The following is a 19,170-nucleotide window of genomic DNA, read 5'->3' as shown; positions in this document are numbered from 1 at the left end:
GTGAATCGTTTCACTCGGGCGAGTGGAAGCTCAGGCTGTAATTCACCGCCTTGGCGCCTGGATCGAGAATGTCCAGGGCGATATGGATCGGCGTTTGCGGAGGCATTTCCACCATGCCTTCGAGGTCGCCGTTGAGGTACTCGCCAGGTTTGAAGCGACGACTGGCGATCAGATGGCCGTTGAGATCGGCAAAGCGCAATTCCAGCAACGGGAACGGCTGGGAGAAGGGCGCGCGGTTGTAGATGATCGCATCGACTACCAGGGCGCCGGCGAATTCCGGATGGCTGCGCACCACCAGGTTGCTGCTTTTGATTTTCGCGATGTCGACCTTGGATGGCACGGTACAACCGATTTGCGGGCACAGTTGCTGGAACCACGGGCGGTACTGGTCCTGGCGGGCCAGTTCGTCGAAGTGATACGCAACGTACTGGCCGACCAGCCCGCCGGCGCCGAGCAGGATCAACAGCAGCCAGAAGAACCGACGACCCCATGGTGAGCGACGCTTTTGCCAGTCCAGCTGCAGCGGATCATCGGTCAGGTCCTGCAATACATCGGCGCGAACGCCCGGTTCGTTGCGTTCGCGGCGTTTGCGCGGCGGCTCGATCGAGGGCAGGTCGTCGTCAATTTCAGCGGTTGCCGTCGCCGACAGGCGTTCGTGATGAAGAGGCGCGTCCAGCGGGTCATGCAGGCGCAGCTGTGGCGGCTGCGTTTCGTCGTCCAGGTCCACCGGTTCCAGCGAGAGCGATGGTTCGGTGCGCGCGAGTATGCCTGTTTCTTTCAGTGGTTGTGCTGTGTCTGGAGCTTCGAGATCGTCGAGCGAATCGAGTTCATCAAGCTCGTTGACCGCTTGCACGCGGTCGGCGGCCGGCTCGCTGAACAGGCTGTCGGGCGTCCAGGGTTCTTCGTCGTTTTCGGCGCTGTCGCGGCGCGCACTGAGCGTGTCTTCGCGATGTCGGCCGAACTCGGTGGTCGGCTGGATTTCTCGCTGTTCGAGTCGGGCGAGTTCTTCGTCAAGATCGAGGCTGTCCAGGTCCAGCTCGGCGGCGGTCCATTGCTTTTGGCTGATGGCTCGAGGCGCAGCGGGTACCGGCGTTTCGGCGATGGTTGGCGCGACCGGAGCGACAGGCTCCTTGCCAGCTTGCTCAAGCAATTGCTTGGCAGCGTTGAACACCTGCAAACACGAGCCACAGCGAACGACGCCACGTGCCACGCTCAACTGGGCATGGCTGACGCGGAAGCTGGTTTGACAATGCGGGCACTGGGTGACGAAGCTGTCGGTCATGCGGCGATCCGGTGTATGCAGGCGTTCATTCTAGCGCCGACGGCCTGTAATGCGCACCCAGCCATCGCGATTGGCGATCGGGTCCAGATCGAAGTCCTTGGCATAGGCAGCGGCGACCTCTTCTCCTTGCTCGGCGAGGATGCCCGACAGCGCCAGACGACCGCCGGACTTGACCAGGCCGGACAGTTGCGGCGCCAGGGATACCAGCGGGCCAGCGAGAATGTTGGCCACCAGCACGTCAGCCTGAACCTGAGGCAGATCTTGCGGCAGATACAGCGGGAAGCGTTCTTCGGCAACATTGTTGCGCCCGGCGTTGTCGCGAGAGGCTTCCAGCGCCTGCACATCGATGTCGGTGCCCACGGCTTCCTTGGCGCCCAGCAGCAGGGCCGCAATTGCCAGGATCCCTGAGCCGCAGCCGAAGTCCAGTACGTTGCAGTCTTTCAGGTCCTGACCGTCGAGCCATTCCAGGCACAATGCGGTGGTCGGGTGAGTGCCGGTGCCGAACGCCAGGCCCGGATCGAGCAGCAGGTTCACGGCGTCAGGCTCGGGGGCGGCGTGCCAGCTTGGGACGATCCACAGGCGCTGACCGAAACGCATCGGCTGGAAATTGTCCATCCAGCTGCGTTCCCAGTCCTGGTCTTCGATCACTTCGCTGTGATGTTCGGGCAGCGGGCTGCCGGTCAGCAGCTCAAGGTGGGCCAGTACCGGGCCTGGCTCGGTGCCGCCTTCGAACAGGGCCAGCAGGTGCGTGTGCGACCACAGCGGCGTGGTGTTGAGCTCCGGCTCGAAGATCGGCTGATCTTCGGCGTCCATGAAGGTCACCGACACGGCGCCCACTTCAAGGAAAGCGTCTTCGTAGGTTTCGGCTTGTTCTGGGCTGATGGCGAGACGGACTTGCAGCCAAGGCATGGCGGGCACCTTTGAAAAATATTGATTGCAGCCTAGCGGGCTGCGAGAAGCGCGCAAGTTTACGCGAGCGCGGAGGTTTTGTGGGAGTGGCTTGACCTGCCTGTACCCTGTGGGAGCGAGCCGGCTCGCGAAAACTTTGGCATATCTGGCATTGATGTGACTGACACACCGTCTTCGCGAGCAGGCTCGCTCCCACAGGAGGGGGCGTGTGAAATGTCCAGATACAACAAAGCCGCCCGAAGGCGGCTTTGTCGTGTGCCGGTTGAAGCTTAGTGCTTCTCGCCAGCCAGCTTGTGCTCGAGGTAGTGAATGTTCACGCCCCCTTTGCAGAAGCCTTCGTCGCGGGTCAGGTCGCGGTGCAGCGGGATGTTGGTCTTGATCCCGTCGACCACGATTTCGTCCAGCGCATTGCGCATGCGCGCCATGGCTTCGTCACGGGTTGCGCCGTAGGTGATCAGCTTGCCGATCAACGAATCGTAGTTCGGCGGAACGGCATAGCCACTGTACAGGTGCGAGTCGACGCGAACGCCGTTGCCGCCTGGAGCGTGGAAATGCTTGACCGTGCCCGGGCTCGGCATGAAGGTTTTCGGGTCTTCGGCGTTGATCCGGCATTCCAGCGCGTGACCGCGGATGACCACGTCATCCTGGGTGAACGACAGCTTGTTGCCGGCGGCGATGCTGAGCATCTCCTTGACGATGTCGATGCCGGTGACCATTTCCGATACCGGGTGCTCTACCTGGACACGAGTGTTCATCTCGATGAAGTAGAAGCGGCCGTTCTCGTACAGGAACTCGAAAGTGCCTGCACCACGGTAACCGATGTCGATGCACGCCTTGACGCAGCGGGCGAGGACTTCCTCACGTGCGTTCTCATCGATGCCCGGTGCCGGCGCTTCTTCGAGAACTTTCTGGTGACGACGCTGCAGCGAGCAGTCGCGGTCGCCCAGATGCACGGCGTTACCCTGGCCGTCGGAAAGTACCTGGACTTCCACGTGACGCGGGTTGGTCAGGAATTTTTCCAGATAGACCATCGGGTTGCCGAACGCCGCGCCCGCTTCGGAGCGGGTCAGTTTCGCCGAGGAAATCAGGTCTTCTTCCTTGAGCACGACGCGCATGCCGCGACCACCGCCGCCGCCAGCGGCCTTGATGATCACCGGGTAACCGACTTCACGACCAATGCGCAGAGCGGTTTCTTCGTCTTCCGGCAGCGGGCCGTCGGAACCTGGAACGGTCGGTACGCCAGCGGCGATCATGGCGTGCTTGGCCGAAACCTTGTCGCCCATCAGGCGGATGGTTTCAGCTTTCGGGCCGATGAAGGCGAAGCCGGAGTTCTCGACCTGTTCGGCGAAGTCGGCGTTTTCCGCGAGGAAGCCGTAGCCTGGGTGAATGGCGGTGGCGCCGGTCACTTCGGCCGCGGCGATGATTGCCGGGATGTGCAGGTAGGAGTGGGCGGCCGATGCCGGACCGATGCAGACGGATTCGTCTGCCAGGCCCAGGTGCATCAGTTCCTTGTCAGCCTTGGAATAAACGGCGACGGTCTTGATGCCCATCTCTTTGCAGGCGCGCAGAATCCGCAGTGCGATCTCACCGCGGTTGGCGATCAGAACTTTTTCCAACTTCGCAGTCATCAAAGGCTCTCCGCGGTTCAAACGATGGTGAACAGCGGTTGGTCGTACTCAACCGGCTGGCCGTCTTCGACGAGGATGGATTCGATCACACCGCTGGATTCAGCTTCGATGTGGTTCATCATCTTCATGGCTTCAACGATGCACAGGGTGTCGCCTTTCTTCACGGTCTGGCCGACTTCAACGAAGGACGGCGAGGTTGGCGAAGACTTGCGATAGAACGTACCGACCATCGGCGAACGGGCAACGGCGCCGTTCAGTGCGGGTGCGGCCGGAGCAGCGGGGGCTGCAGCGGCAGCCGGAGCGGCGGCAGCGACAGGCGCGGCAGCCGGAGCAGGCATTGGAGCCGGTGCGTAGTACTGCTGAGCCGGTGTCTTGCTATGACGGCTGATGCGTACAGACTCTTCGCCTTCCTTGATCTCGAGCTCGTCGATGCCGGACTCTTCCAGCAATTCGATCAGTTTCTTAACTTTACGGATATCCATGAATCATCAACTCCCAAGGGTCGGTCAGGGGCGTTTAACGCTTGTTGTTCAAGCTGTTGCCGGTCTTTCAAGCTGCTCTAGGGCGGCCTCCAGGGCCAGTCGATAACCGCTGGCGCCAAGGCCGCAGATCACTCCCACCGCTACGTCGGAGAAGTAAGAGTGATGGCGGAAAGGTTCGCGTTTGTGCACGTTAGACAAATGCACTTCGATGAATGGGATGCTCACCGCCAGCAGCGCGTCACGTAATGCGACACTTGTATGTGTAAAAGCTGCTGGGTTGATCAGAATGAAGTCCACACCTTCGCTGCGGGCGGCGTGGATGCGGTCGATCAATTCGTACTCGGCGTTGCTTTGCAGGTGCAGCAAATGGTGGCCGGCTTCACGGGCGCGGCGTTCCAGGTCCTGGTTGATCTGCGCCAGTGTCGTGGCGCCGTAGGTGCCCGGCTCACGGGTGCCAAGCATGTTCAGGTTGGGTCCATGCAGAACCAGTAGCGTCGCCATCGGCTGTTCCTTTGTTATCCAAGTGCAAATGTCAGAACCCGGCGACTATGCCGCAAAGCCTTTGTGACTGTCCAGTTCTCTGCAAAAGCCAGCACGATGTCCGATGTTTGCGCGAAATATATGACTGCTTGATTAAATCCGGTCATTCGCCCTGGCGACACGTTCGGCGAAGTCCGCAGCACTGATCTCGCCGATCACCCGCACGTCGGCGCGTTCGGCCCCGTCTCTGCCGAAAAACATCAGTGCCGGGGGGCCGAAGAGCTTGTAGCGGTCGAGCAGCGCCCGTTGTTCGGCGTTGCTCGCGGTGATATCGAAGCGAATCAGTCGATAGCCCTTGAGACGTTCGACGACGGTGGCGTCGTTGAGTACTTCGTGTTCGATGACTTTGCAGCTGATGCACCAGTCCGCATACCAGTCGAGCAGCAGCGGAGTACCGGACGAACGGGCTTGGGCAAGTACGCGGTCGAGGTCCGCCGGCGTGCTGATGGTTTGCCAGGCGTTGGTGTTGGGCGCTTGCCCGGTAGCGACAACCGTGCGCGACGGGCCGATCGGGTTGAGCGGATCGCTCTGGCCGCTGAACCCGCCATACCAGCAGGCCAGTGCATAAAACAGCAGGAACATGCCGAGCAGTTGGCCCAGGCGCTTTCGCGGCGGTTTGTAGACGAATTCCAGCGCGCCCATGAACAAACCGACGCCCCCGGCGAGCAAACCGATCAGCAGCAAGGTGATTTGGCCCGGTAATACCCGACTGAGCAAGCCGATCGCCAATCCCAGCAACAACACCCCAATGGCGTTTTTCACGTAGATCAGCCAGGGTCCGCTTTTCGGCAGCCAGGCGGCCCCACCCGTGGCCACCAGCAGCAGCGGGGCGCCCATGCCGAGGCCGAGCATGAACAGTTTCAGGCCGCCGCCCAAGGCATCGCCGCTGGCGCTGATATACAGCAGTGCTCCGGCCAGAGGTGCCGAAACGCAGGGCGAAACCAGCAGGCTGGACACCACGCCCAACACGGCTGCACCCCACAGCGAACCGCCTTCTGTACGCCCGGCAATGCGGTCCAGTCGACTGCTGATCGCATGCGGCAACCTGAGTTCGAATACACCAAACATCGCCAGGGCAAACAGTGCGAAAAACATCGCAAACGGTACCAGCACCCAGGCTGATTGCAATCGCGCCTGCAGATTGAGTTGCGCGCCGAACATCCCCATGAGTGCGCCGAACAACGCGAAACAGAGGGCCATTGGCAGTACGTAAGCCAGGGAAAGATTGAAACCGCGCCAGCCACCGACCTGACCACGCAACACCACGCCGGAAAGAATCGGCAGCATCGGCAGCACGCACGGCGTAAAGGTCAGGCCCAAGCCTGCGAGGAAGAACAGCGCCAGTTCACGCCAACTCCAATGGTGGGTAGTCGTTGTTCCGCTGCCATCGATACTCAAGCGTTCGGTTTCGGGTGGATAGCACAGGCCTTTGTCGGCGCACCCCTGATAAGTCACGGCGAGCGTGAATGCCCGCTGATCGGTGCGCGGCAGTTCGACATCGAGAATGCCGCGGTAGACCTCGACATCGCCGAAGTACTCGTCGTGTTTCTGTTCGCCCTTGGGCAATTGCGCCGGACCGAGGGACACATCGACCGGGTCGGCGCGAAACTGGAAGCGATGTCGGTAGAGGTAATAACCCTCGGTGGCGACGAAGCGCAGTTTGATCGATTGCGGGGTGCTTTCTACCAGGCTCAACTGAAAGGCTTCGCGCACCGGCAGGAAGTCGGCGCTGTTGTTGATCGAGCCCAGGGAGGAGCTGGGGCGACTGTCCAGCAACCCGCCGGCGGTGGCCGGCAGGGCGAGCACTAAAAGCAACAGGCAAAGCAAACGGCGCATGACGGTCTCGCGTATCGGGGTTGGGGGCATGATAGCGGACAGTCGAGGGGTGTGCAGGGTGGGAGTTTGAGGGTGAATGTTACGGCGCTTTCGCGAGCAGGCTCGCTCCCACAGGGGATCTGCGTCATGCACAAATCAAATGTGGGGGCGAGACTGCTCGCGAAAGCTCTGGATCAGACGCGGAAGGCCTGAACGGCTGTGTGCAGACGCCCACCCAACACCAGCAGGTTTTCCCCCTGCTCACGTCCTTCGCCGATGCGCAGCAAGTTATCCCCACCCAATTGGTGAATGCGTTCGCTGTGATCGCGAATCTCGCTGACGGCGCCGCTCTGCTGGGCGGTTACATCGGCGATGCGTACGGCGGTGTCGGAAATGGTCTGGATTGCCCCGACGATTTTATCCAGCGCCCCGTCGGCCGCCTGGGCCTGGTTGGCCGTGGCTTCGGCGTGCTCGACCTGGGCGCGCATGCCTTCGACCGATTGCCGTGCCGCGGTTTGCAGGCCGGCGATCAAGGTCTGGATCTCGGCCGTGGCGCCGGCGGTGCGTTGTGCCAGCGAGCGGACTTCTTCGGCCACCACGGCAAAACCGCGGCCCATTTCCCCGGCCCGTGCCGCTTCAATGGCTGCGTTCAGCGCCAGCAGGTTGGTCTGGTCGGCGATCGAACGGATCACCGTCAGCACGCCGCCGATGGTCGCGGACTCTTCGGCCAGATGCTCGATCATCTGCGCATTGCCTTGCACTTCACCCACCAGCGCATGCAGGCCGGTGAGGCTTAAACCGATGACTTTCTGCCCGTGTTCCACCGCCAGTCCGGCATGGCGGCTGGCGTCGGCGGCCTGGCTGGCATCGCCGGCGACTTGCTGGATGGTCGCTTCCAGTTCGCCGAGGGAGTCGCGGATCAACGCGGTATCACCGGCCTGATGTTCGGCGCCGCTGTGCAGGTCATTGCTCAGCTCGGCCAGGGTGCGGCTGCTGCCTGCGACTTGCTCGGCGTTGAGGCGAATCGTTCCCACCAGATCCACCAGATAGGCGCGCAAGCGGTTGAGCGATGCTTCGATGTCATGCAGTTCGCGGTTGGTCTTGCCCAGCTGGATGTCCTGGCTGAAGTCACCCTCGGCCCAGGTCGAGAGCGCGGGTGCGAGGTTGGTCAGCGTGCGGGCCAGGCGCCGTTGCAGGGTGTCGATGAGCAAGGCGATCAGCAGAATCAGGGCGATCATCACCCCTTGCATCAGTCGCACTTCTCCCTGGATCTGCCCGTGCTGGGCGCGCACCACCGGCTCCAGGCCGGCAATCGCCTGTTGTACGTCGGCGATTTTCAGGTGGGTCGCGGCACTGAGGTCGGCGCGTTTCTGGATTTGATCACGGGTGCGAGCCAGTTCCGCCGGGTAGCGGCCGAGCAAACTGTTGAGCTCGCGCTTGAGGCCGACCCCGGCATCTTCGGCGACGGCTTGCTCAGTGTTCTCCAGGCCCATCATCGCGGCGAAATCATCGGTGTTCGATTCACTACTGGCCGCCACGCCGAGCAGCGGCAGGGCGTCGAGTTGTCCGGCCTGGGTGCGGATGTTGCTGACTTCGCGCTCGACATCGGCGGCCAGTTCACTGCGACCGCTGCTGACCAGTTTGTCCCGGGCCAGCGACAGTTTGCCCAGATGCTGGGAGGCGGCGAGCAGGGGTGTCAGGTAGGCCGCATTGCCGTTGGCGTACTGGCTGAGCTGATCCAGGCTGGCGCCCAGTTCGCGTTCGGCTTGTAACAGCAGAGCCTGCGGGTCGCCCGCGAGTTTGCCGGCGGCCAACAAGTCGGTTTTGCTGAATTCATTGAGGTTCGACAGGCTCGGGCGCAACGTTTCGGCCAATGCCGGTGGCAATTCCCCGAGTTGCTTTTGCAGGTTGTCGATGGCCTGGCCGGCGCTGCTCAAACGCAGGGCATCGCCGCTGGCGAGGTAGTCCTCGATGTTACGCGCCACTTCATTTTGGAACTGCTGGGACAAACCCAGGTAACGCTCCATTAATAGGTAGGGGCGCTCCAGGGCTTTTTGCGACCACCAGAGCGTGGCGCCAAGGGCCACGCACACGGCGACTAAAAGGAGGGTATTGAGATTGGTCAGCAGCTTCAGGCGCATCGCGGGACTACCAACGGCAGAATGGTAAGTGCCTGAAGTTATTGCGTTTCTGTTACAGGGTTATGACGGAAGCGCTCGATTGAGATGAAAAAGTGGCACTTTGCTTTGATTCCCGTGCGGCTTGAACGCGGTTGCGTCCAGCGCCTTTCGCCCGGTATAGCGCCTCGTCCGCCTGGTTGGCCATCAACAGCCCGTCGGAGTCCTCGCACAGTTCGACCACCCCGGCGCTGAAGGTGCACCACAGGTCCTGCGGTTGAGCCGGATAGTGGATTTCGGCAAAGCGCTGGCGGATTTCATCCAGTACTTTCCAGGCTGCTTCGAGGTCGGTGTCGGGCATGACGATGGCGAACTCTTCGCCGCCGTATCGGCCGATGAAGTCGGTTTTGCGCAGCCGCTGTTTGAGGAACAGCGCCAGGCTCTTGATCACCCGGTCGCCCATGGGGTGGCCGTGGCTGTCGTTGACCCGTTTGAAATGGTCGATGTCGAGCATGGCAAAGCTCAGCGGCTTGTTCTCGCGACGGGCGCGGAACGAGCAGTCTTCGAGCAATTGCAGAATATGGGTGTGGTTGTACAAACCGGTGAGGCTGTCGCGGACCATTCGCGCCTTTAAATTGCGCGCACGTGCCGCGCGGTTGCGCACGGTGGTGATCAGGTGCCGGGGTTTGATCGGCTTGGTCAGGAAGTCGTCGCCGCCCTCGCTCATGGCGTCGAGTTGCTTGTCCAGATCGTCCTCGGCCGATAAGTAAATGATCGGCACGCTGACATAACGGTCGTTGTGGCGGATCACCTTGGCCAGTTCAGTGCCGGTGCAGGCCGGCATGTACATGTCGAGGATGATCAGGTCCGGTTGAAAATCCGCCAGTTCGGCCATGGCCTGAATCGGCTCGATCAAGGTCCGGGTGACGATCCCCGCACTGTTGAGCAGGCGCTCGGTGTGCAAGGCCTGGGCACGAGAGTCATCGATGATCAGCACTTTATAAGGTTCGTACTGGGCGACACAGGTCAGGACTTCGATTTTCTCCAGCAGGCTCGAAGCCTCGAGGGTACCGGTGAGGAACTCCTGGCCGCCGGCGCGCACCGCGGCCAGGCGGGTCGGGGTGTCGGTTTCGTGCAGGCTGAAGAACAGTAGCGGCAAGCGATGATCGAGACCTTCCTGGGCTTCGGCGGCCAGTTTCAGGCCGACGCCGGGGCCACTGAAGTCCACGTCCATGACAATGGCTGCCGGCAGGCGCTCGACCATCGATGAGCGGAACGCCGACACGCTGTCCAGGGATTGGGCGCTGAGCCCGAAGAATTCCAGTTGCTTGGCCAGGCGCTCGGCACGGTCGTGATCCTGCAGCATCACGTAGATCGGCTTGCGCAGGGGCGGCAGGAAGGTTTGGTCGAGTTGATCGCCATGGCGCAAACCGGTGCGCGACAGGCGCTGCATCAAGCGGTTGAGATCGGTGATCAAACCGCTGCTCAGGCGTCCGCGATTGGCGTCGACAGCCTCCAGCGATTGGCCGATATGACGTGCCAGTTGAATGTGTTCCGGCTGCTCGAAACGTTCGGCGAACCGCAACAGGCGCAGGTTGGCTTCACTCAGTTCCGACAGATCATGGGTGGACCACTCGCTGCGTTGCAGGCGCTGCCATATCTCAAGTATCTGACGTGCCTGATGAATGACCCGCTGGGCAAAGTGATGCTTGAGGCGCTCGCGGCTGGGATCTTCTGGCTCGGTCATATCCTGACTACTAGTTAGGGTGCACGCTGAGGTCGACTGGTGGCTCTATGCTAGCACCTCTTTTCAATTGCATGAGTGTTGTACGTCAATAATCTGCAACGCGAACGCATTCAGTTTATGACTGGCGGGTCTTTAATTGGCTGGCGATTCCAGGCAAAGGCCCATGAGCCGGGGGCTTTCAGGGTTTATCCTACTTGTCGCTCGGCTTTTTCGAGGGCGTGAGGGGGCATCGTCCGTCAGAGGGTTCTGATTTTTTTCAGAGTAAATCGAAGCCGAATTCCAGATGCAGAAGGCTAAGGGATTCCCCTAGGGCTATCTTTCAGTCCTGACGAAAAACACCTCTAGCCCACTGCTTCTGAGTTCGAAAGTGGGCGGGGCAGGCATTTTTATGTGCGCCGGGCAGCTTATTTCCGACATGAGCCCAACGGCGGGTGCCGGGCCAAGGCACGTTGTTGTATGGTTGTGGTCGAACCGATGAACCCAAGAGATTGAAAGGATATCGCCATGCTGGACTGGAAGAACCGCGCCGGTAGCGCGCCTGAACGTGCCGCTGAACCGAAATCGGCTACCCGCAGTTACCTGGGCGGCCTATTGTTCAGCCGGGCGCTGGCCACGCTGATCGGCCTCTACCTGTTGGTGGCGATCGCTCTGGGCTGGTACTGGAGCCAGGAGCCCGCGCTGTTTCCGGTGCAGCAGACAGCGCAAATGGCCGCCGAAAAGGAAGGCAAGCAAATGGTGGTTGGTTACACCACCGTGGAAACCCTCAAGACCGTTGCCGGTACTTTGCTGACCAAGCAGGGTGGCTACATTTCCAACGACCGCTTCCCGCCAGGCCTGTGGATGGACAACATGCCGAGCTGGGAATACGGCGTGCTGGTACAGGTGCGTGATTTGAGCCGCGCACTGCGCAAAGACTTCGCCCGCTCGCAGTCGCAGTCCGCCGAAGACGCCGATCTGGCCAAGGCCGAACCGCGCTTCAACTTCGACAACAAGAGCTGGGTGTTGCCGTCCAGTGAGTCCGAGTATCAGGAAGGCATCAATTCCCTGAGCCGCTATCAGGCGCGCCTGTCCGATCCAAACCAGAAGAGCGCGCTGTTCTATGCCCGCGCCGACAACCTGAACAACTGGCTGGGTGATGTCGGGACGCGCCTGGGCTCGTTGTCGCAACGACTGTCGGCCAGCGTTGGCCGGGTCAAGCTGAACACGGCGTTGAAGACCGAAGTCGTAGCGCCGGGCGTGGCGCCTCAGGTCGACGAAGAAATCGTCGAGACCCCGTGGCTGCAGATCGACAACGTGTTCTACGAAGCCCGTGGTCAGGCCTGGGCCTTGTCGCACCTGCTGCGCGCCATCGAAGTCGATTTTGCCGATGTGCTGGCCAAGAAGAACGCCACGGTCAGCGTGCGCCAGATCATTCGTGAGCTGGAAGCGTCGCAGGAAACGCTGTGGAGCCCGATGATTCTCAACGGCAGTGGCTTCGGTGTGCTGGCCAACCACTCGCTGGTCATGGCCAACTATATTTCCCGGGCCAACGCGGCGGTGATCGATTTGCGTCAACTGCTGAATCAGGGCTGAGCCATGGTCGATAGCTCCATCGATAGCCTGCGCGAGGCCGCCCACCGGGCGGCGTCCGATGCCGAGCAAATAGCCTGGGTCGACGAGCAGGACAACCTGCTGGGCGCCCTGGTCCGTTCCGACCTGCGCGAGCGCGGGCTGATCGGGCGCGGTACCTACATTATGTTGTTCAATTCCGCCGGTGAACTCTGCGTGCACCGGCGTACCCTGAGCAAGGCTATCTATCCGGGATATTGGGACGTGGCGGCGGGCGGCATGGTGCTGGCCACTGAAACCTATGCCGAGTCGGCAGCCCGGGAGCTGGAAGAGGAGCTGGGTGTGAGTGGGGTCGAGTTGATCGCCCATGATCATTTTTTCTTCGAAGACACCGGCAATCGTCTCTGGTGTTCGGCATTTTCGGCGGTGTGGGACGGTCCGTTGATCCTGCAACCGGAAGAGGTGCTCGAAGCGCGCTTTTTGCCGATCGGGCAAGTGCTGCGGGAAATCGAGGAAAAGCCTTATTGCCCGGACTCTTTGGCAGCATTGAAACGCTATCTGAGGTCTTGCGGGGAAGACGTCGCAAAAGAGCTATAAATTGGCGCCGATTGGCTCTTAGCAATCGGCGTTTTTGCCGTTACACTGCGCGACCTTTTGTAGGAGCGAGCTTGCTCGCGAAAAACGCATGGACGACATGTGCTGCCTGATGCCGCGCGTTATCGTTGACGTCCATCGCGAGCAAGCTCGCTCCTACAGTGAAATGAATGTTTTACCGTTTCAGTAGCGCTGCCCCTGCCTGAGTGGGGCTTCGCGGTCGATAGCCTTCCCAAGTGCTGCGACCAGTCTTTGTCCTCCCAAGAGGATTGCCGGTGGCCAAAAAAGCCGCATCCTTCGCCGCCCTTGGTGGCCTGGTATTTTCCACCGACGCAGGTCGTCATTGCCCGGAATGCAGTAAACCGGTGGACGCCTGCATCTGCAAACAGACCGTTATCCCGGCCGGCGACGGCATCGCTCGCGTGCGTCGCGAAAGCAAGGGCCGTGGCGGCAAGACGGTGACCACCATCACCGGCGTGCCGTTGGCCGAAGACGCACTCAAGGAACTGGCGACCACGTTGAAGAAACGTTGTGGTACCGGTGGGGCGTTGAAAGACGGGGTCATTGAAATCCAGGGCGATCATGTCGAGCTACTCTTGGCCGAGTTGATCAAGCACGGTTTCAAGGCGAAGAAGTCCGGCGGCTAGCAGCCTCTGTGAAAACCACCCGCGGCTTGATCCGGTCCTGATTGCCTTCAGGGCCGGCGTCGTCACCATGGTTTTCACAGAGCCTGTTCATGACCGGTTTCTAAACTCGTTGCGGTTGGCGGGGTCTACCCCCTCGTTGACGAACCGTCATTTTCATTCTTTAGACTGCGCCGGCCTGAATCCAGGCGACGCACCATGACTTCTTTATAGGGGACTTCGATGTCCGTACGACGCACACGCAAAGACGATGGCAGCCAATGGACAGTTGCGGACAGCCGCAGTGTTTATGGGATCCGCCATTGGGGGGCCGGGTATTTCGCGATCAATGACGCCGGTCGCGTCGAGGTTCGTCCGAACGGCCCGAGCAGTTCGCCTATCGACCTGTTCGAGCAAGTCGACGAGTTGCGCAAGAGCGGCTTGTCGTTGCCGTTGCTGGTGCGTTTCCCGGATATCCTGCAAGACCGCGTGCGTCAGCTGACCGGCGCGTTCGACGCCAACATCGAGCGCCTGGAATACCAGAGCAAGTACACCGCGCTGTACCCGATCAAGGTTAACCAGCAGGAAGCGGTGATCGAAAACATCATCGCGACCCAGAACGTGTCCATCGGTCTGGAAGCGGGCTCCAAGCCTGAGCTGTTGGCAGTGCTGGCGCTGGCGCCGAAGGGCGGCACCATTGTCTGCAACGGCTACAAGGACCGCGAGTTCATTCGCCTGGCCTTGATGGGCCAGAAGCTTGGTCACAACGTGTTCATTGTGATCGAGAAAGAATCCGAAGTCGGCCTGGTGATTGAAGAGGCCGCTTCGCTCAAGGTCAAGCCACAGGTCGGCTTGCGCGTGCGCCTGTCGTCCCTGGCGTCGAGCAAGTGGGCCGACACGGGTGGCGAGAAATCCAAGTTTGGTCTGTCGGCGGCGCAACTGCTGTCGGTGGTCGAGCGTTTCCGCGCAGCGGGCCTGGATCAGGGCATTCGCCTGCTGCACTTCCACATGGGGTCGCAGATCGCCAACCTGGCGGACTACCAGCATGGTTTCAAGGAAGCGATCCGTTACTACGGCGAATTGCGCAACCTTGGCCTGCCGGTGGACCACATCGATGTCGGTGGCGGTTTGGGCGTTGACTACGACGGTACGCACTCGCGTAACGCCAGTTCGATCAACTACGACATGGACGATTACGCCGGTGTCGTGGTCGGGATGCTCAAGGAGTTCTGCGACGCGCAGAGCCTGCCGCACCCGAACATCTTCTCCGAGAGTGGCCGCTCCCTGACTGCGCACCATGCGATGCTGGTGATCCAGGTGACCGACGTCGAGAAACACAACGACGACGTGCCGCAGATCGAAAACAAGGAAGCGCTACCGGAAACCGTGCAGTGGCTGGTGGACCTGCTGGGTCCGACCGATATCGAAATGGTCACCGAAACCTACTGGCGCGCCACGCACTACATGAGCGATGTCGCCGCCCAGTACGCCGATGGCAAGCTGACCCTGGCCGAAAAAGCCCTGGCCGAGCAATGCTACTTCGCCGTATGCCGTCGCCTGCACAACTCGTTGAAGGCGCGTCAGCGTTCCCACCGTCAGGTGCTGGACGAACTCAATGACAAGTTGGCCGACAAGTACATCTGCAACTTCTCGGTGTTCCAGAGCTTGCCGGACACCTGGGCCATCGACCAGGTACTGCCGATCATCCCGTTGCATCGCCTCGACGAAGAGCCGCTGCGCCGTGCGGTGCTGCAAGACCTGACTTGCGACTCCGACGGCAAGATCAACCAGTATGTCGATGAGCAGAGCATCGAAACCAGCCTGCCGGTGCACGCGCTGAAAGACGGTGAAGACTATCTGTTGGGCGTGTTCCTGGTGGGTGCTTACCAGGAAATTCTCGGCGATATGCATAACCTGTTCGGTGACACCGACTCGGTGAACATCTACCAGAACGCCGACGGCAGCGTGTACCACGCCGGTATCGAAACCCACGACACCATCGAAGACATGCTGCGTTACGTGCACCTGTCGCCGGAAGAGCTGATGACCCACTACCGCGACAAGTGCGCCAGTGCCCGCATCAGTGCCAGCGAGCGCACCCAGTTCCTCGACGCCTTGCGCCTGGGCCTGACCCGTTCGTCTTACCTGTCTTCCTGAGGTAAGCCGCGCTTTCATCAGGTTGTCTGAAAATGTTCCGCCAAGCTGCGGAAGTTTCAGATGACCTGGTGCGGCGATTCTCTTTTTTCCTATCGAAATTACCTACGACTTCGGCTTTTCCAGTCATTGGTCCTCTTTTCGCGTAGGTCATTTCCTAAGTTGTAGTTCGCCTCTCTACTCGGCCGTGCCTCTCGGCGAAAATCTTCGGCCGCCCCTCTTGTAGAGAATCGCCGATGTTCGATCCAGTCAACGAGTCTGAATTTCGTCTGGACGTAGCAGGTCTGTCCGACGCCTTCGAAGTCCTGGCCTTTACCGGTAGAGAAGCCATCAGCGAGCCGTTCGTGTTCGACGTGGATCTGCTGATCGATGACCCTGCCCTCGACCTCGCCAGCCTGATGTATCGCTCGGCCACCTTGCATTTCGGGCCGGCCGGAAACAGCGTCCAGGGACAATTGCATGAACTGGTCCAACGTGACCATGGCTCGACAGTCAGGCTTTGCCATGTGCGCCTGGGGCCGAAACTGGCGTGCCTGGCCCAGCGGTTCAGCCAGCGCATCTTCAGTGCACGTTCGGTGCCGCAAATCCTCGATCAGGTGCTCAAGGAGCACGGGATAGTCGGTCATGACCGGCGCTTTGAACTGGGCGGTGACTATCCACTGCGGGAGTTCTGCACCCAGTACCGAGAATCGGACCTGCAATTTCTTCAACGGCTGTGCGCCCAGGAACGGCTTCACTACCACTTTGAACGCCAGGCACGGGGTCATTGCCTGGTGTTCGCCGATGGACAGGGGCATTTCCCTGTGGGCGAAACGGCGGTTTTCAGCATCGACGCTGAACAACCGGCGGTACGTCGTTTCGAAGTTCAGCGATGTGCCGACAGCGTGCAGGACAGTGCCGAATGCCACACGGATCTGGCGGCGTTGCGCAGCGGTCAATTGATGCCGCTGGCCGACCATCCAGTGACCGAATGGAATCAGCTGTGGCTGCTGACCCATGTCGAGCATCAGGGTGGCCAGGATCCGCTCCTCCCTTACAGCAATAAGGTGCGTGCGATGCACTGGTCAACACCGTTCAAGTCTCGCCGTTGCGCGGTGAAACCCAGGATGCACAGCCTGCAACGGGGGTGGGTGGTGAGCGTTGATGAGCCTCAACCGGATCCTTCGCGACCGGTGGCCGTGCAGTTTGACTGGTCGTATCAGGGTGAGGGGGCGACGCCCGGTCACTGCTGGCTGCCGTTGGCGCCGCAGTTGCAGGCAGCCGGTGGTGCGCAGTTGGGCGAAGGCGCTGAGGTGGTGGTGAGCTTTATCGAAGGCGATCCGGATCAACCTCTGATTACCGGGGTTCTTCACCAGCCAGTGCCTGTTCAAGTGCTTGATGCGACGCCGGTGACGTGTGCCGCTGAGCACCCGCCTGAAGGGGTTGAGGGCTGGCTGCGTTCGGGGGAGCCCTTGCTGTTGTTGTGTCTGCTGCCCGGTGGAGGGAGCTTCAATCATTGTGCGCAGGCGTTCTGCACCTGTCGGGCGGCCGTGCGGCTTGGCCAGAGCGGTGCAGCATGATCGCCGTACAAACGGCCGATGCGACCCCGCAATGGTTGTTGCTGGATGCGTCGGAGGCGTCGCAGGCAGGGGTGACGTTGAAACACCGTTTTGCCCAGGCTCGGTGCTTCTGGCTGTTCGAAGGCACCGAATGGCACGCAGTGCGCGAACAAGGCCCGAGACTGGTCGACCTGCGGAGCTGCCCGATACTGGCCGAAGTGTGTCAGCGCGATACGCAGCACTGGCGGGGGTTGCTGTTGAACAGCGAGGCGTCGGCGTCGACATTGCTGGCGCACCTGCGACGCATGTTGACAGTCAGTTTCGGCCTGCACCATCGGGCCTTGCTGAGTTACTACAACCCGTACACCGCCAGTTACTTTTTCGATGCCTGTGACGCGGGTGAACTGAGTCGTTGGTTGGGGCCGATCAGCCAATTGCGTTGGTTTGGCGGTACATGGGCCGACCGGGCGATCGGCAGTCAGGGCTGGCAGCGATTGCTCAATCCGGGGCTTGCCGTTAGCTCCCTGGACGTCGAAGAGAGACTCAGCCCCAGACAGCGGGAAAAGCTGCAAACCTGTCTGATGGAGCAGCATGCCTGGCACTGGAGCCGTACCACCTCGACGGATTACACCCACCTGTGGAACTGTTTGCAGGAAGGGTTGGCGCTGGGTTTCAGTGAGCGGCCGGTGCTGGATGGCTGGTTATGGCTGCGTCTGCAGCACCCTGACGCAGTGGCTGAATCGCCGTTGTCGGGTCGCACGCAACAGGAACGGCTCGACAGCCTGCGCAACCGCTGGCAGAACGATCAGCCCTAAGCTCCAGGCCAGTGCGCGTGGGTGAACCAGCCGTCGTGGCGACGCAGGCGCCAGGCAATCACACCGAGGGTCAGGCTGCGCAGCAACATGAACAGCAGGAAGGTTATCCACAGGCCGTGATTGCCGAAACCTTGCAGCGCCCAACCAAACGGCACCAGCAAGGCCACCGTCAGCAGCATGCCGTTGCGCATTTCCCGAGCGCGGGTGGCGCCGATGAACAGCCCGTCGAGCAGGTAGCTCCAGACGGCGATCAGCGGCAGCGCGGCGAGGTAGGGCAGGTAGATGAATGCGGTGTCACGCACGCTGGCAATGTCGGTCTGCATCTCGATGAACAAATGCCCGGCAAAGAGAAACAACACCGCAAATCCCAGGCTCGCCAACAACGACCAGCCGCAGGCTACCACCAGCGAGCGGCGCAGGGCGTCACGGTCGCGAGCGCCGATGGCATGCCCGCACAGGGCTTCCACGGCATGGGCCAGGCCATCGAGCGCGTGGGCGGTCAACAGCAAACCATTGAGCAGCAGGGCGTTGGCGGCGACCGTGGCATCGCCCAATCGCGCGCCTTGCACGGTGATCAGAAAAAACACCGATTGCAGGGCCAGGCTACGGATGAATATGTCGCGATTGACCGCCAGCAGTGGACGCCAGCTCTGCCACAGCCCCAACGCAGCCCAGACGATATGGCCGGGGTAAGCGCGCAGGGCCTGGCGCGTCATCAGCAGGCCGATCAGGGCACCGGTCCATTCGGCAATCACCGAAGCCCTGGCCGCGCCGACCACGCCCCATTCCAGGCCGAGGACAAACCACAGGTTCAGGGCGATGTTCACCAGGTTGGTGCTCAGCAGAATCACCAGCGGCGCGCGGGCGTTTTGCGTGCCGAGAAACCAGCCGACCAGCGCATAACTGGCCAGCGCCGCGGGCAGGCCGAACAGCCGTGTGTGGAAGAATTCGCGGGTCATCTGGTCCAGCTCCGCCGACGGCTGCATGAAATGCAGCGCGACCCCGCTTAACGGTACGCCCACGGCACCCAGCACGATGGCCAGTCCCATGGCCAGCAGCAGGCCCTGCAACAGAATTTGCCTCAACGCCGCGCCATCTCCGCGCCCGGCGGCCTGGGCGGCAAATCCGGTGGAGCCCATGCGCAGAAAGCCCATGGCCCAGGCCAGAAAGGTGTACAGACTGGCCCCGACCGCGACGGCACCGAGCTGATGGGCATGGGGAAGATGACCGATGACGGTGCTGTCGACCAGCGCCACCAGCGGTACGGAAATATTCGAGAGAATCATCGGCGCAGCCAGCGCCCAGACCCGACGATGGGTAGGACGATCGCGCCAGTCGGCAATCAGGTTGGACATGCAGGCTCCTTGGGGGAGCGTGC

The 19,170-nt window shown here is 61.2% G+C and carries 15 protein-coding genes; 6 read left to right on the top strand and 9 right to left on the bottom strand.

Features of this window, described 5'->3' with window-relative positions:
- Nucleotides 1-10: 10 nt before the first annotated feature.
- The 8 genes from CKW21_RS00325 to gcbA form a co-directional block, all read right to left on the bottom strand.
- A complete protein-coding gene (locus tag CKW21_RS00325; protein ID WP_095192044.1) occupies nt 11-1,282 on the bottom strand; it encodes a DUF3426 domain-containing protein in 1,272 nt (423 codons plus the stop codon).
- Nucleotides 1,283-1,312: 30 nt separating this feature from the next.
- Nucleotides 1,313-2,191 carry a 50S ribosomal protein L11 methyltransferase gene (gene prmA, locus CKW21_RS00320; RefSeq protein ID WP_095192043.1) on the bottom strand — a complete coding sequence of 293 codons (879 nt, stop codon included), beginning with the start codon at nt 2,189-2,191 and terminating at the stop codon, nt 1,313-1,315.
- Between the two features lie 269 nt (nt 2,192-2,460).
- A complete protein-coding gene (gene accC / locus CKW21_RS00315; protein ID WP_095192042.1) occupies nt 2,461-3,819 on the bottom strand; it encodes an acetyl-CoA carboxylase biotin carboxylase subunit in 1,359 nt (452 codons plus the stop codon).
- 17 nt (nt 3,820-3,836) lie between these two features.
- A complete protein-coding gene (gene accB / locus CKW21_RS00310) occupies nt 3,837-4,301 on the bottom strand; it encodes an acetyl-CoA carboxylase biotin carboxyl carrier protein (protein ID WP_095192041.1) in 465 nt (154 codons plus the stop codon).
- 48 nt (nt 4,302-4,349) lie between these two features.
- Complete coding sequence (gene aroQ, locus CKW21_RS00305; RefSeq protein ID WP_033059577.1) at nt 4,350-4,802, bottom strand: type II 3-dehydroquinate dehydratase; 453 nt, start codon at nt 4,800-4,802, stop codon at nt 4,350-4,352.
- A 132-nt stretch (nt 4,803-4,934) separates the two neighbouring features.
- Nucleotides 4,935-6,677 (bottom strand): protein-disulfide reductase DsbD, encoded by a 1,743-nt coding sequence (locus CKW21_RS00300; RefSeq protein ID WP_095192040.1) that lies wholly within the window; start codon nt 6,675-6,677, stop codon nt 4,935-4,937.
- A gap of 173 nt (nt 6,678-6,850) precedes the next feature.
- Entirely contained in the window at nt 6,851-7,894 is a 1,044-nt protein-coding gene (locus CKW21_RS32105) for a methyl-accepting chemotaxis protein (RefSeq protein ID WP_371917493.1), read from the bottom strand.
- A gap of 955 nt (nt 7,895-8,849) precedes the next feature.
- Nucleotides 8,850-10,520 carry a diguanylate cyclase GcbA gene (gene gcbA / locus CKW21_RS00290; protein WP_095192038.1) on the bottom strand — a complete coding sequence of 557 codons (1,671 nt, stop codon included), beginning with the start codon at nt 10,518-10,520 and terminating at the stop codon, nt 8,850-8,852.
- A gap of 504 nt (nt 10,521-11,024) precedes the next feature.
- On the opposite strand from gcbA, the gene CKW21_RS00285 reads away from it, so the two are divergent.
- The 6 genes from CKW21_RS00285 to CKW21_RS00260 all read left to right on the top strand — a co-directional run bounded on the left by CKW21_RS00285 (nt 11,025) and on the right by CKW21_RS00260 (nt 17,792).
- Entirely contained in the window at nt 11,025-12,092 is a 1,068-nt protein-coding gene (locus CKW21_RS00285) for a DUF2333 family protein (protein ID WP_095192037.1), read from the top strand.
- 3 nt (nt 12,093-12,095) lie between these two features.
- On the top strand, nt 12,096-12,665 hold the full coding sequence (locus CKW21_RS00280) for an NUDIX hydrolase (protein ID WP_095192036.1): 570 nt from the start codon (nt 12,096-12,098) through the stop codon (nt 12,663-12,665).
- Nucleotides 12,666-12,937: 272 nt separating this feature from the next.
- Nucleotides 12,938-13,309, top strand: a complete 372-nt coding sequence (locus CKW21_RS00275) for a translation initiation factor Sui1 (RefSeq protein ID WP_041068080.1) — start codon at nt 12,938-12,940, stop codon at nt 13,307-13,309.
- A 219-nt stretch (nt 13,310-13,528) separates the two neighbouring features.
- A complete protein-coding gene (gene speA, locus CKW21_RS00270; RefSeq protein WP_095192035.1) occupies nt 13,529-15,442 on the top strand; it encodes an arginine decarboxylase in 1,914 nt (637 codons plus the stop codon).
- A 233-nt stretch (nt 15,443-15,675) separates the two neighbouring features.
- The gene (locus CKW21_RS00265; protein WP_095192034.1) at nt 15,676-16,998 is read left to right on the top strand and encodes a type VI secretion system Vgr family protein; all 1,323 of its coding nucleotides are present in this window, start codon (nt 15,676-15,678) and stop codon (nt 16,996-16,998) included.
- Nucleotides 16,995-17,792 carry a DUF4123 domain-containing protein gene (locus tag CKW21_RS00260; RefSeq protein WP_095192033.1) on the top strand — a complete coding sequence of 266 codons (798 nt, stop codon included), beginning with the start codon at nt 16,995-16,997 and terminating at the stop codon, nt 17,790-17,792. The genes CKW21_RS00265 and CKW21_RS00260 overlap by 4 nt, the downstream gene beginning before the upstream one ends.
- Here CKW21_RS00260 and CKW21_RS00255 read toward each other — a convergent pair.
- A complete protein-coding gene (locus CKW21_RS00255; RefSeq protein WP_095192032.1) occupies nt 17,789-19,147 on the bottom strand; it encodes an MATE family efflux transporter in 1,359 nt (452 codons plus the stop codon). The two genes, CKW21_RS00260 and CKW21_RS00255, sit on opposite strands and share 4 nt — an antisense overlap.
- Nucleotides 19,148-19,170: the final 23 nt, after the last annotated feature.

Source organism: Pseudomonas sp. Irchel 3A7 (assembly GCF_900187565.1).
Taxonomy (GTDB): Bacteria; Pseudomonadota; Gammaproteobacteria; order Pseudomonadales; family Pseudomonadaceae; genus Aquipseudomonas.
The sequence above is the reverse complement of the archived record's forward strand: the minus strand, read 5'-3'. Positions and strand labels throughout refer to the sequence as shown.

Excerpts from the sequence above, each read along its gene's own strand:
- CKW21_RS00325 (WP_095192044.1), bottom strand. The coding sequence starts at position 1,282 with ATGACCGACAGCTTCGTCACCCAGTGCCCGCATTGTCAAACCAGCTTC.
- prmA (WP_095192043.1), bottom strand. The coding sequence starts at position 2,191 with ATGCCTTGGCTGCAAGTCCGTCTCGCCATCAGCCCAGAACAAGCCGAA.
- accC (WP_095192042.1), bottom strand. The coding sequence starts at position 3,819 with ATGACTGCGAAGTTGGAAAAAGTTCTGATCGCCAACCGCGGTGAGATC.
- accB (WP_095192041.1), bottom strand. The coding sequence starts at position 4,301 with ATGGATATCCGTAAAGTTAAGAAACTGATCGAATTGCTGGAAGAGTCC.
- aroQ (WP_033059577.1), bottom strand. The coding sequence starts at position 4,802 with ATGGCGACGCTACTGGTTCTGCATGGACCCAACCTGAACATGCTTGGC.
- CKW21_RS00300 (WP_095192040.1), bottom strand. The coding sequence starts at position 6,677 with ATGCGCCGTTTGCTTTGCCTGTTGCTTTTAGTGCTCGCCCTGCCGGCC.
- CKW21_RS32105 (WP_371917493.1), bottom strand. The coding sequence starts at position 7,894 with ATGATCGCCCTGATTCTGCTGATCGCCTTGCTCATCGACACCCTGCAA.
- gcbA (WP_095192038.1), bottom strand. The coding sequence starts at position 10,520 with ATGACCGAGCCAGAAGATCCCAGCCGCGAGCGCCTCAAGCATCACTTT.
- CKW21_RS00285 (WP_095192037.1), top strand. The coding sequence starts at position 11,025 with ATGCTGGACTGGAAGAACCGCGCCGGTAGCGCGCCTGAACGTGCCGCT.
- CKW21_RS00280 (WP_095192036.1), top strand. The coding sequence starts at position 12,096 with ATGGTCGATAGCTCCATCGATAGCCTGCGCGAGGCCGCCCACCGGGCG.
- speA (WP_095192035.1), top strand. The coding sequence starts at position 13,529 with ATGTCCGTACGACGCACACGCAAAGACGATGGCAGCCAATGGACAGTT.
- CKW21_RS00265 (WP_095192034.1), top strand. The coding sequence starts at position 15,676 with ATGTTCGATCCAGTCAACGAGTCTGAATTTCGTCTGGACGTAGCAGGT.
- CKW21_RS00260 (WP_095192033.1), top strand. The coding sequence starts at position 16,995 with ATGATCGCCGTACAAACGGCCGATGCGACCCCGCAATGGTTGTTGCTG.
- CKW21_RS00255 (WP_095192032.1), bottom strand. The coding sequence starts at position 19,147 with ATGTCCAACCTGATTGCCGACTGGCGCGATCGTCCTACCCATCGTCGG.